We start from the raw sequence: 12364 nt of genomic DNA on the forward strand, positions 1-12364 counted from the left end.
ACGTGGGCATGCAAAGGAATCTCATGTTCAAGAACTACCAGCTCTACACCACCCTGCTGCTGGCCTGCGGTCTCGCCGCGTGCGGCACGGTCTCAAGCAGCAGCTCGCAGCGGAGCGAACATCATTACGCGTTCGGGAAGCCGCGTGAGGCAACCAACGCGGGCAGTTCCTCCGCCGTGGCTCCAATCGTCGTTCAACCGCAGCAAGGCAGGAAGGGGCCGGACAACACCGCGCACATTGTCTACTTCGACTTCGATTCATACGTCGTGCGCCAGGCTGACTACGGCACGCTCGAAAGCCATGCGGGCTGGATGCGTGCCCATCCTCAGCAATCCCTGATGCTGCAAGGCCATACTGATGCGCGAGGCAGCTCCGAATACAACCTGGCTCTCGGACAAAAGCGTGCCGAGGCAGTGCGCAAGAGCCTCGAAGTCATGGGGGTGGAGCACAACCGGATCGAGGCGGTGAGCTACGGTAAGGAGCGCTTGGCCGATCCTGGCTCCAGTGAGGAGGCGCACCAGCGCAACCGCCGCGTGGAGTTCGAGTACCGCTGACGCAGGCACAGGGTTGTCTCACCCCTCGGCGTTCCATGAGCACGTTGATCAGCAGCCTTCCTTTCAATGGAGATGTGTACTTCTTGCGAGCCGAGCGTGATTTCATGCCACCTGAGCGCGGAGTCACGCTGTCGCACCAGTTGAGCACGAGCTTCAGGTATGTGGAAGAGCACATCACTCATCTGCCGGAGCCTTACTCCTGCTGCATGCTGTTTTTTTCTGTGGCGGCTCCTGGGCAGGAGGCGGGCGTTTTCTTTGTCCGCCGGCCGACCCTTGAGGCTGCCTGGCGCGAAGGCTCTACCCGCGTCCGCCAGTGGGCCTGGGTGCGCAAACTGAAGGCGGTGGAGCTTCGTATCGACTGGCCGCATCAAATCTTTTCACTCGAAGGACGTCCTTTCGATGAAAGCATGGTGAAGCCCTACCAGGGGTCGGCATGGGCGCTGGCCGATGAAGACCTGGAAAACGCCGAACTCATTCCCCCGGTCCGGCTGCGTGGCGATACCCGGCGTCCTGCCGGACCTATTGAATCACCCAGCACCGCCGCTCCTGCTCCTCATTGGCTGTTGCTGATGCGCGGCATGCACATGGGCAGCGACGGCTCGCAACTCGCGTTGCCGAGGGTTCACACGCCCTTTCAATCGACCTTGTTTGGAGACGCCCGTTCCGCGGCCTCCCGGCTGCCCTATGTGGCCACTTTGAAGATGCTGTGCGACCAGCAGCAACCAGAAGGCAGTTGGGAAAGCGCGGTGGATGTCTGTGAGCATCTGGGCATGGCTTATGCCTTGCTCCTTGCACAACGCCATATCCCCGAGTCCGAGCCTGTGCATGGCACCTTGGCAGACACGATCGACCGGGCTGTGGCCTACCTCAAGGACAACCTGGCACCTCTGCTACTCGGGCCGGGCGGCCTCCACGTCGAGCAGGCCATATGCATGGTGGTTTTTGCCCGTTACCTGGAGAGCCGCAACGATTTTGGCGAGTCTTCGGACCTGGCAGTTCCCATGGAACAGCTTGAGGAAAGCCTGGGCTCCGCCGAGAGCGTGGAAGCATCGGCCAGCCAGGAGTGGGTTGCTTTGGCGCGCGAGATATTCAAGCAGTTGCGGGTACATGGCGGTCATCGGACTTCACCCACGTACCCCGCGGATACAGCAGCAGCGGAAGCCTATAAGCTGGAAGGATTGCTGGGGTCCTTTCTGGCCTCGCTACCAGTCAACCAGGACGGCACCAGTGATTGGCTGAACGAGGGCAAAGGGCCTGAGCGCTGGCACGCGATGGCCGTTGCCGAAAGCCTGTATGTCATGCCGTATCCGCAAATGTGGCGGGATCATCATCTGCGGCGCCGGAGCGCCGATCTGCAGGCGTTTCTATCGTCGGCGCGCATGCAGATCGTTCAGCCGGAAATCGCGCTCTTCTGGCCGGCGGCCATCCGGGAAAACGCCGCGTTCATCCGCATCGCCCGCGAAGGTAACGAGCTGCTTACGAATGCTTGCGCCGCAGCCCGGTTGTTGGTGAGTTTTTGCGTCGTTTGTGAGTTACTGGACATCTGAAAAACCTCACCTAAGACTGTGTTTCGTTACATGAATGGGTACTTTGTAATTAAGTACTGCATATAACGATTCCTCATGTAACCTTGATACATAATCAATAAAAAATTAATTAATGCAATAGTTTTTTGTAAAAAGCTGACGCTGCAACGTTGATAGATGTGTAGAAGTTTGATACAAATCACTGAAATTGTTGCAAACTCGCTCATTGGCTCACGGAGGGTGCCACGGCTTATGCAGTCAGATGTATTAAGCCGAGCAGTATCAGATCACCGGCGAATTTTGTTTTGAATCGCTACCGGGAGACAGCCTGACATGATCGAATACCTGCTTCCCCGCAAGTTGGGGGCTGCAGTTGCCCAGGAGGTACAGGGAGAGAAGCGCTCCGGGTATTACTCGGCCATTGCCGACGCCTTTGACAGGGCATCCGGCCATCTGCGCCAAGCCGCATGGCTCTCCTTGCCGATCAGCCTGCTGGGTTTGCTGCCTTCCATCTTCATCCTGCAGGTCTACAACCGGGTGATTTCGCGGGGAGGTACGGCCACGCTGACGGCCATGGTGGCTGGCGTGCTGTGTTTCCTGTGCTTGGAGTTGTGGCTGCGTCGCCGGCGTGCCCGCGCCCTGCGTGAAGCAGGGGCCACGATCGACCGCCAGGTCTCGCGTGCGCTCATGGATTCCATGCTGCGCCGCCCTCTTCTGACGCTTGAACAGCGCTCGGCGAGCCAATGGCTGCAACTGTTCCGGGACATCAGTTCCATGCGTTCTTGCGTCACCGGCGGCCTGGCCATGTCCATGCTCGATCTGCCCATGGCGCTGGTGGCCTTGATCCTGGTGGGCATCATTGCCTGGCCGGTATTGCCCGTGATGCTGGTGGCCATCGTGATTCTGGGAGTGCTCGCCTGGTGGTGGGCGGATGAAGTGCGCAGCGGCCGCGTGGAGGAAATCGAGCAGGCCCGGCAACTCGACCGCGGCACGGCGGAGATCTGCAATGCGCGATCCACGCTCAAGGTGCTTGGCTATGACGGCGCTGCCAAGCAGGCCTGGCAAACCGGCTACGACCGCTGGCTGGCGGAGAGCTTCCGCAAGAACGGTGAAATGGAAAACGCCAAGGAGACCAGCCATGTGCTGCTGACCTTCTTCTCCATCTCCGTCATCACCATGGGTGCCATTGCCATCAACGAGCAGTGGATGAGCATAGGCAGTCTCATGGCCGTCAACCTGTTGTCCGGCAGGGCATTGGGGCCCATCGCGCAGTTGGCGGGCAACTGGCGCTCTCTGGCGCGGGCCAACGAATCCACGGCCCGCCTCCAGGCGGTTCTGGAGGAGCCGCTTGAACACGAAGCGCAGACCATCGACTTGCCTCGCCCGCGAGGTCTGTTCCAGCTCGAACAGGTCAGCTTTCAGTATCCGAACGGTCACGTCGCGCTCGATCAGGTATCGCTGCAAATGGGCCCCGGCGGTATCCACGTCGTCCTCGGGCGCAACGGCGCCGGCAAGTCGACTCTGGCGAAGTTGCTGGCGGGCCTTTATGCGCCCACGCAGGGCAGCATCTCGATCGATGAGTACGATATCGCGCAGTTCTCGCGCGGCGATCTGGGCCGTTGGGTGGGTTGTCTGGCGCAGCAAACCTATTGGTTCGGCGGCCCCATCATCGACTCGCTGCGCATGGTCAATCCAGAGGCCGACAGCGGCAACATCGTCACGGCTTGTCAGCTCTCAGGCGCGCACGGATTCATCAGCCGCCTTCCCAACGGATATCAGACCGTGCTTGGCGAGGGGGGCTCCGGCATATCGGCGGGAGAGCTGCGCAAGCTCGCCCTGGCTCAGCTGTTCTTGCGCAATCCGTCCATCCTGATCCTGGACGAGCCCAGCAATGATCTCGACTTCGAAAGCGAAACTTCGCTACTGAAGACGCTGCGGCAAATCGCGCAAAAGCACACGGTCATTGTCGTGACCCACTCGCTGCGCGTGGCATCGCTGGCCAACCGGATCTATCACGTGCGCGGCGACGGCAAGGTCGATCACGGATCCCCGCAGGAAATGCTACCCGAGCTGTTCGGTGTTCCGCAAAGCGGCGGCGCTGCGGCAGGCCAGGCCGACACCACGCCGGCAACGCTTGACACGCCTGAAGCGCAGGAATTGGTGTCGTGATGAAGGCTGGAGTTCATAGCGATCTTCCCCAGGTTTTGCGTGATGCACGGGCAGAGGAAGAGCGTGCTCAAGCCGCTGCGGGAGATGTGGCGGCGGGCGAAGGGGCCACGGCTGAGGCGGGCCGTGGCCACAAGGCCAACAGATTCAGCTTCAAGCAGAAGCTGCTGGTCAACGCCATCGTCGTGCTCGTGATGATCGGCCTTTTCTACCCGGTAGAGAACGTGGTGGTGGCCAGCGGCCAGGTCATCCCGTCGGACCGCGTGCAGACCGTGCAGCATCTGGAGGGCGGCATCGTGACTGCCGTCAAGGTGAAAGAGGGCGATGCGGTCATCCAGGGGCAGCCGCTTCTCGAAATCGATCTGGGCGGTACCAGCCTCAACCTGGAACAGCTCACCGCACGCAGAGGCTCGGCCATGGCAGCCAAAGTGCGCCTCACCGCGGAAAGCCAGGGGCAGCCACTCAGGGCGGCTGATTTTCCTGCAGAGCTCGAACTGAAGATCGTGCACGCCGAATTGGGCGCTTTCAATTCGCGCGAGTTGGAATACCAGGGCACGCAGGCTTCCGCCCAGGCCATGCTGGAGCAGGCGCACGGCGACGTCGCCCAGATTCAGGCGCGTATCCAGGGCCTTGAGAGAAGCCTGCGCCTGTACGAGCAGGAGGCCGAGATCGCCAACCAGTTGGCGGCGGAGCAGCTGATCGGCCAGCTTGAGGTGATCGACAAGCAACGCGCGCTGGAACAGGTGCGCGCCGATCTGGCCGCTGCCCGCCAGAACCTTGTGAGCAACCGCGCCAAAGTGGAGCAAGCCAAGGCCAAGATGCTGGAAGCGCGTGGAGCCTTCCGCAGGCGTGCCTCGGAAGAGCTCGCCCAGACTGAGCGCGAACTGTCGACACTGTCGGAGGATCTTTCCCGGGCGCAGAGCCAGCGTACGCGCACCGTCGTGCTGGCGCCCACCGATGGCATCGTCAAAGGCCTGCGCAGCTCCGGAGCCGGCTGGGTGGTCAAGCCTGGCGAGCCGATTCTTGAAGTCGTGCCCGATAAGGACGAAATCATTGTCGAGGCGCGCCTGAACCCTTCGGACCGCGGCTACGTTCATGCGGGGCAGGCCACCAAGGCCAAGATCTCGGCTTACGACTATCTCCGGTACGGTTTCGTGCCCGGGAAGGTGCGGCTGGTGTCTGCCGATGCCGATCACGATCCCAATGTGCAGGATTCCCCATCCTATTTCCGCATTCAGGCCACATTGCAACAGCCGTGGGTGGGCCGTGTAGACAACCGCATCACCGCCGGCATGCAGGCCGAACTCGATCTGCTGCTCGGTCATGAGCCCTTTATCTGGTATTTGCTGCGCCCGGTGCTGCATATCCAGAGCGAAGCCTTCAGGGAGCCGTGATCATGATCACTCGTCTCCCTTTCCGGCTCGGCTCCAGTCATACCTGGCAGGCATTGGTCGCGGTGCCGTGCGCGCTTGTCATCCTGGCGGTCCAGGCTCAAGAAAACCCCGGCGCTGCCACAGCGGCGCCGCAGGCCGAAGCACCCTCTCTCCGGCTGGCGCACAAGCTCACGCCTCTTTCGTTGTCTGACAACGCTTCTCGCAACCAACTGCTGGAAGCGCTGAACGCCATGCTGAGCGAGCACCCGGATGTGCTCAAGGCCCGCTCCACGCTGGATTCGGCGCGATACGACGTCAACACCGCCAAGGGGGCGCGCTGGCCGAGCTTCAAGGTCGGCACCTCCTACGGCAATGCGTCGCTCGGGCAGAACCGGGAGCGGCAGTCCTATAACGCCATCAACGCCGAAGTGCGCATGAATCTGCTCGATGGCGGTGCCATTGACGCGGGCATCCGCTCCGCCGAAGAAATGGAATCTGCTCAGGACAGCGTGCTCTTCGGAACGCGCCAGAACGTTCTGCTGGATGCACTGACCGCGCTGCTCGAGCTTCATCGCTTCGATGCCAAGGTGCGTATCGCCGCCGAATCCGCCAGCGTGATCGGCCAGCTCGCGCATGTCGAGGAGCGGCGGGCGGAGTTGGGCGCCGTGGGCCGCAACGACCTGCGCCGGGCGGCTTCGCGCCAATCCAGTGCCTTGGCGCAACAGCATGCCCTGGAGTCGCAGCGCATGGATGCGCTGGCCCGCTTCACGCGCTTCTACAACTACACGCCCATCAGCAATACGTTGCCCGATCTGCAGGTGCCCGCTCGATGGATGCCTGCCAGCGAAGAAGCGGCGAAGGTGTCTTCTGAAAGCCAGAGCGCCGAACTCACGGAAATCGCCCACATGATCGAGCGCGCCACGGCGGAAGTCGAGCGCAGCAAGGCGCAACGCTTTCCCACACTGGCCGCCGTGGTGGCGCACACGCGCGATCCCAAGGGCGTGCTCTACAACGAAGGCACGCGCTACGGCCTGGAGCTGAACTGGAACATCGGCAACGGCTTTGAGCTGCGCGACCGCATTCTCAAGTCCATCAGCGAGCTGCAGGCGCAAGAGGCCCAGCAGGAGTCCGTGCGCCGGCAGGTGCATGAGGCCGCATCCGCCGCGTGGGGCCGCACGCAAGCGGGCCGACAGCGTGAAACGCAACTGACCGATGCGGTGCGCGAAGCACGCTCCGCGTTCGAGGGTTATCGCCGCCTGCTCGAAGTCGGCCGAGGTAATCTTTCGCTCGTGCTCGATGCCCAGCTCGACATGCAGCGCCTGATGCTCGACGAAGCGGACGCCATCTATGACCAGCGCATCAACGAGCTGCGGCTGGTGCGCACCACGGGGCAATTGCTTCCCAAGGACATGCCCGAGCAATGGCTCAGCCAATTGTTTGACACCCCCCTCGGCCAATCCGCCTCCCGTCGTGGCTCGCAAGGGGTTCCCAGTGCCCTACCCCTTCGCCAGGCCAAGCTCGCTGTCGCGAGCACTGATCTTCCGCCTGGCCAACCCCCTCTTTCCTCTTCTCTACCTCTTCTGAACACGCAGCGTGCGCAACTACGTCTGGAAAAGAAACTGGACTCCACGTTGTTCGCGCTCCCCCGAAGCACTCCCGAATCCATGGCGGTGCGATGGTAAAGCTCTAGTTTCCCCAGCAGTAGCTGATGCTGGCCCATCGTCAGCGACTGCTTTTTCCCATGGGCTTTTGAGCAATGGAGATTGAATCATGTCCAACATCATTAAGCAGTTCTTGAAGGACGAAGAGGGTGCGACCGCCATTGAGTATGGGCTGATCGCAGGGTTGATTGCGGTGGCGATTCTTGCGACCGTCGGCGATATCGGTACGCAGCTCGAACGACTCTTTGGATTGATCAAAACCAAATTGACGGCTGCAGGCACCACTACAGGCGGAACAGGCGGAACAGGCGGGGGGACGACTACTCCATAAGGCGCGCTAGTGCATATCCCAGGCTTGGTTGCGTTTACCAGCCTGCTGTGGCTTGTCGTCATAGCAGTGATGGATCTACGCGTCCGCAAAGTCCGCAACTGGATGGTGCTGCTAGGCCTCTTCATGGGACTGGCTGCCATCTTGGTTGGGGTTCAGCCCTTCCAGGTTTCGATCTGGAATGGGTTGAACGGCATGCTCGTGGCCTCTACCGCACTATTGCCGTTTTATGCGTTGCGCTGGATGGGCGCTGGCGACGTGAAGTTTGCCGCCGTCATGGGCCTATGGTTTGGTTTGTCAACGAACCTGTTGCTCATCTGGATCGGAGGCAGTTTGCTGGCGGGAATGCATGGCTTGCTGGTGCTGCTGTGGCGCAGCTTGCTATGGAGTCCTGTCGCGAGCTGGGTTCAAGCTCATGTGCCATTGCGCATGGCGGCAGTGCTGGCCGTTCCTGCGAATCAATATCTTCCGCAATCCAATGGACGCCAGCAGATTCAGCGCAGCATTCCTTATGCAGGTTACATGGCTCTGATGGCTATCTGGGTGCTGATGAACCGATAACGAGCACTGGCTAATACCCCGCAGTGCTATTGAGCATTGTCAACTTCATTCGTTTTCTCAAAACAAAAATTATTCAAGGAAGTGCGCACCATGAACCTCACCAAGATTCTTGCCGGGCTATTGATCGTGGCAGCTATCGGTTTGGCCGTGGGAGCATGGATGCTGAGCCGCCAACCAAACCGCCTAGTGATGCAATCCGCAGCCTCAGCGCCTGCCGTTGCACCCAAAACACCTTCCGAACAGCACGCCGTGGTAGTGGCGGCCAAGGCTATTGCCGCAGGACAGCGCCTGGTGGCTGAAGACGTCAAGGTGGCCCAGATGCCCGCCGCCGTGGCTAACAGCTTTGACAGCACGGACTTAGTGGTGGGCCGCACCACGGTTATGGCCTTGCCAGCTGATGCGCCATTGTTCGATCAGAATCTGCTGAGCGGGCTTGCTCTACAGCTGGAGAGCGGCCAGCGCGCAGTATCAATCGCCGTCAAGGAGGCCATGGCTGCAGGGAACCATGTGCGCCCTGGCGATTTCGTGGATGTGTTTTTCACACTCGACGGTAAGAGCGAGCATGCGAGCGTGGATACACAAGCCCGCTTGCTGCTATCCCGCAGTCGTGTGTTGGCCTACGGCCCAGCCAGCGTGGAGAGCCCTCCACCCACCGCTGCGCAGCGAAAGGCTCAGCAGGAAGAGGCGAGCAGTGCTGTTGGACGCCGTGGTAGCGGCAGCCGCGATCAGCAAGCCGGTCCTGCCAGCGCGAACACAGCCGTCCTCGCCGTTCCCCTGGAAGACGTGGAGCGCCTGACGCTGGCTGAGAAATATGGACAGTTGACACTGGCCCTGCGCCATCCAGACGATATGGCCGTACCCGATTCCTCGATGTTCGCTGCGCTTCCCACTGTTCTTCAGCCCGTTGCAGGCCGGCTCAAGAAAGGCGAACAGTTGCAGGGCGCTGACCGTTCGTTTGCCGGCTTGCGCTTCAAGGATCTGGCCAGTGGTGCAGATGCGAAAAGAACCCGCAGCCCGGCTGCCAGTCCCGTTCTTCAACAAGCCGGTGCAGCGCGCGTGCCCGCACCACATCTCGCGCCGCGCCAGAACACCGTCGAGATGTATCAGGGAACCGCTGTCCAGATCGTCAGTTATTAAACGGCCACAGATCACCGATTCAGAGACAACCCTTGCGGGCCTACATGGGCGACCATATGAAAGCAGTTTGCATGAAACCGTCCACGCTCCTCTGCCTTGTGAGCAGCATGGCCTTGTATGGCTACACGCCATCCAGCCTGGCACAAGCCGCCGTTGAGCAGGTGGGAGCGGGCGTATCCACTCCGCTAAGCCTTACTACTGGCAATCAACGCATGATCAAGACGGCGGGTGCAGTAGCGCGTATTGCCGTAGGAGACCCGAACGTACTGGATGTGAAGGTGCTGCGCGACTTGTCCAAGGTCGGCGCGGGAGCCGGCTCGTCGCGGGCAGCGCAGCTACTGCTTACGCCCAAGGCGCCGGGCCGAACTACCTTGACGGTCTGGCCCACGGAGGGTGGATTGCAGAGATGGGACGTGCAAGTCAGCGGTCCACGGCTGATATTGGAGAAGCGGCTGGCATCGTTGCCTGAGCATGGCGAGGCGCTGGCGGAGTTGGCGCTGAGCGCCCCCAAGGGCGCGGCATTGTTTGACCGCTCCTCGGTGGATGCCGCAAGCAACACCGTGCAGGTCGACGTGCAAGTGGTCGAATTCAAGAAATCCGCTCTGCGCAGAGCGGGCATGAACCTGAGCAGCGGCGGTCCCAATAACCACGGGTTCTCGTTTGGTATCACCACGCCAGGATCGGGAGGTGGAGATTCTGGTTCGGAGGGCAGCGGAAGCGGCGGCACCTCGGCTATCGCCAGCGCCATGAATTTGGTCCTCGGTTTTGGCCGAGCTTTTTCGGGACGGGGTATTACCGCGCAGCTCGGATTCATGGAAGGCAACGGCCTTGCTCGCGTGCTGGCCAAACCCACGCTCGTGGCGCATACCGGCCAGAGCGCCAGCTTTCTGGCCGGCGGTGAAATCCCGATCCCGGTGCCCAGCCGCGATGGCAACGTGGCCATTCAGTACAAGGAGTTCGGCGTGAAGCTGCAGCTTACGCCCACGATTCTTTCCAATGAGCGCATCGCGCTGAAGGTAGCGCCGGAAGCAAGCGATCTGGATTTCACGCAAGGCGTCACCATCAGCGGTGTTTCCGTACCTTCCGTTCGCACGCGGCGCGCGGACACCATGGTGGAGTTGGCCGATGGCGAGAGCTTTGTCATAGGCGGGCTCGTCAGCCGCTCCACCATGTCCAGTGTCAACAAGGTGCCTTTGCTGGGTGATCTGCCGATCTTGGGTACCTTCTTCAAGAACCTGAACTACTCGCAGGAAGAGACCGAGCTGGTGATCATCGTGACGCCGCATCTGGTGCAGCCTCTTCCGCCAGGCACCGATCTGGAAGCCATGTTGCCGGGCGAGCGCTCCGAGCAGCGCAACGCCGGAAAAGTTTGGGGCCCCTATGTGGTGGGTGCTCCGTACGTCAACTCGGCCGTACCGGGATTTTCGTATTGAAATGCCATGCTCAACGAACCCGTCCTCCATCAACCGCCACCCAGCCCACGGCCTGAGGCGCCTTCGCTCGCGGAGTTGCTCGCCGCTCGTCCGAGAGTGAGCATGAACGACGGCGCGCCCGAGGCGGCGGCCCAACCGGCCGTGCCGAATAGCGAGTCCGCGCAGCCACGGCGATCCTCCCCAAACTTTCAGTCGAGGCTTGGACCTTCGGTACAGCCCCCTGGTGCACCAGCTTCCGTTCCGGAGCCCGGCGTGGAGGACCTTGCAGAGGTGACGAGTTTGCAAGAGCAGGACACAGTGGAACTCGATGCAAAAGTGCCGCTGCTGCTCGTGCATGCCGGCCAGTCCGAGGGGGCGCTCATTCAAAGCTGGATGCGCAACATCCTCAAGGGCGCTCAGCCGCATCTTGCTCAGTTTCAGGACGCAGTGGCTGATGTCGTGCAGTACCACCAGCCGCACGCTGTCTTGATTCAGTTCGACTCGGGGTGTATCGATGCAGCCGTTGCGCTGGCCGCCTATTTGAAGTTGCATCATCCCCAGATTCCCCGGTTGGCAATTGGCCGCACACGCGACCCATCGTGCATGCTGGCGGCGTTGCGCTCAGGCGTTCTGGATTTTCTTGATGTCGATGCTCCAAGCGCGGCCACTCAGCAAACCATTCAGCAACTGATCAATAGGCCACCAGGTGCTGCGCCCGGGGCGATCCAGGCGCCGCAGACAGCGATTCTTTCTGCACGGGCCGGCCTAGGTTGCAGCCTGCTTGCGGCGCATCTGAGCTGGTACTTGCAAACTCGCCTGGCCCGCTTGGCGCCATCAAATGCCATTTCAGGCGATGCATCCGCGGCCGGCCACGGCAGCGGGACCGAAGCCCTGGCTAGTTTGCTGATCGAGCTTGGCACGCCAGGCGGTGATTGCGCCATTTACCTGAATACGCCTGGCGAATTCAGTTTCACCGACGCGGTAAGTCAGCAGCTCCGTCTGGACCGGCGGATGGCCCAGACCGCGCTCGGGCGCCACGAGAGCGGGCTGCGCCTGCTGACTCAGCCGAGCCGGTCGTATCCATCCGCGCCCACTGAGGTGGAAGCCTTGCTAAAGAGGTTGAGCCAGTATTTTCGCCACATCGTATTGGATCTCGGAGCGGTTGAATCGCCGCAGCTCAGCAAGAACGTCCTCCCGCATGCCAGCGAGATCTGGGTGGTCTGCGATCAGAGCGTGGCCAGCGTAGTTTGGACCGCTGAGTTGCTTCAGCAGATCGAGCAGATTCCGGTAACGCGCGATCGGATTCAGCTGATCGTCAATCGCCATGATCCGCGCCTGGAGCTAAGCGCCGAGCAGGTCGCCCGTCAACTCAAGCTGCCTTTGCTGGCTGTGATTCCTGAATGCCGGAGAGAGCTATCCGAGGTGGTCAACCAAGGCATGCTGCTGGCGCCCGGCAGCAAGCGCGAGCCCTATGTGCACGCTGTTGAAAAACTGGCGGCCCACTTGCTTGCCGCGCATCACCCAGGCATGGGGGCGCCGGAAGCGGCTTCGGAAAAATTACTGACTGGCTCCGCCACTGCTCACATTGCAGGCTCAATCACCGGCCCGATTGCACGCATGCTGCAACGCATCAGAGGACATTGAAA

10 protein-coding genes are annotated in these 12364 nt (G+C 61.2%); all 10 read left to right on the forward strand.

The features are described from left to right. The first annotated feature begins 8 nt into the window (after positions 1-8). The 10 genes from WJU18_RS01375 to WJU18_RS01420 all read left to right on the forward strand — a co-directional run bounded on the left by WJU18_RS01375 (position 9) and on the right by WJU18_RS01420 (position 12362). Positions 9-554: an OmpA family protein gene (locus tag WJU18_RS01375; RefSeq protein WP_423458391.1), complete on the forward strand. Its 546-nt coding sequence runs from the start codon at positions 9-11 to the stop codon at positions 552-554. A gap of 35 nt (positions 555-589) precedes the next feature. Further along, entirely contained in the window at positions 590-2101 is a 1512-nt protein-coding gene (locus tag WJU18_RS01380) for a hypothetical protein (protein WP_423458392.1), read from the forward strand. A gap of 312 nt (positions 2102-2413) precedes the next feature. Then, a complete protein-coding gene (locus WJU18_RS01385; protein WP_423458393.1) occupies positions 2414-4249 on the forward strand; it encodes a peptidase domain-containing ABC transporter in 1836 nt (611 codons plus the stop codon). After that, positions 4249-5640 (forward strand): HlyD family type I secretion periplasmic adaptor subunit, encoded by a 1392-nt coding sequence (locus WJU18_RS01390; RefSeq protein WP_423460910.1) that lies wholly within the window; start codon positions 4249-4251, stop codon positions 5638-5640. The genes WJU18_RS01385 and WJU18_RS01390 overlap by 1 nt, the downstream gene beginning before the upstream one ends. Before the next feature lie 2 nt (positions 5641-5642). Next, entirely contained in the window at positions 5643-7301 is a 1659-nt protein-coding gene (locus tag WJU18_RS01395) for a TolC family protein (RefSeq protein WP_423458394.1), read from the forward strand. 88 nt (positions 7302-7389) lie between these two features. After that, positions 7390-7611 (forward strand): Flp family type IVb pilin, encoded by a 222-nt coding sequence (locus WJU18_RS01400; protein WP_423458395.1) that lies wholly within the window; start codon positions 7390-7392, stop codon positions 7609-7611. A gap of 9 nt (positions 7612-7620) precedes the next feature. Beyond that, the gene (locus WJU18_RS01405; protein WP_423458396.1) at positions 7621-8169 is read left to right on the forward strand and encodes an A24 family peptidase; all 549 of its coding nucleotides are present in this window, start codon (positions 7621-7623) and stop codon (positions 8167-8169) included. A gap of 90 nt (positions 8170-8259) precedes the next feature. Further along, positions 8260-9306 (forward strand): Flp pilus assembly protein CpaB, encoded by a 1047-nt coding sequence (gene cpaB, locus WJU18_RS01410; protein WP_423458397.1) that lies wholly within the window; start codon positions 8260-8262, stop codon positions 9304-9306. A gap of 71 nt (positions 9307-9377) precedes the next feature. Continuing rightward, positions 9378-10739, forward strand: a complete 1362-nt coding sequence (locus tag WJU18_RS01415; protein WP_423458398.1) for a type II and III secretion system protein family protein — start codon at positions 9378-9380, stop codon at positions 10737-10739. 252 nt (positions 10740-10991) lie between these two features. Then, complete coding sequence (locus WJU18_RS01420; RefSeq protein ID WP_423458399.1) at positions 10992-12362, forward strand: AAA family ATPase; 1371 nt, start codon at positions 10992-10994, stop codon at positions 12360-12362. Positions 12363-12364: the final 2 nt, after the last annotated feature.

Source organism: Ottowia sp. VDI28, from assembly GCF_049532675.1.
GTDB lineage: Bacteria > Pseudomonadota > Gammaproteobacteria > Burkholderiales > Burkholderiaceae_C > Ottowia.

Bases quoted from the DNA above. Each gene is read 5' to 3' on its own strand.
- WJU18_RS01375 (WP_423458391.1), top strand. From the start codon at position 9: ATGCAAAGGAATCTCATGTTCAAGAACTACCAGCTCTACACCACCCTG.
- WJU18_RS01380 (WP_423458392.1), top strand. From the start codon at position 590: ATGAGCACGTTGATCAGCAGCCTTCCTTTCAATGGAGATGTGTACTTC.
- WJU18_RS01385 (WP_423458393.1), top strand. From the start codon at position 2,414: ATGATCGAATACCTGCTTCCCCGCAAGTTGGGGGCTGCAGTTGCCCAG.
- WJU18_RS01390 (WP_423460910.1), top strand. From the start codon at position 4,249: ATGAAGGCTGGAGTTCATAGCGATCTTCCCCAGGTTTTGCGTGATGCA.
- WJU18_RS01395 (WP_423458394.1), top strand. From the start codon at position 5,643: ATGATCACTCGTCTCCCTTTCCGGCTCGGCTCCAGTCATACCTGGCAG.
- WJU18_RS01400 (WP_423458395.1), top strand. From the start codon at position 7,390: ATGTCCAACATCATTAAGCAGTTCTTGAAGGACGAAGAGGGTGCGACC.
- cpaB (WP_423458397.1), top strand. From the start codon at position 8,260: ATGAACCTCACCAAGATTCTTGCCGGGCTATTGATCGTGGCAGCTATC.
- WJU18_RS01415 (WP_423458398.1), top strand. From the start codon at position 9,378: ATGAAACCGTCCACGCTCCTCTGCCTTGTGAGCAGCATGGCCTTGTAT.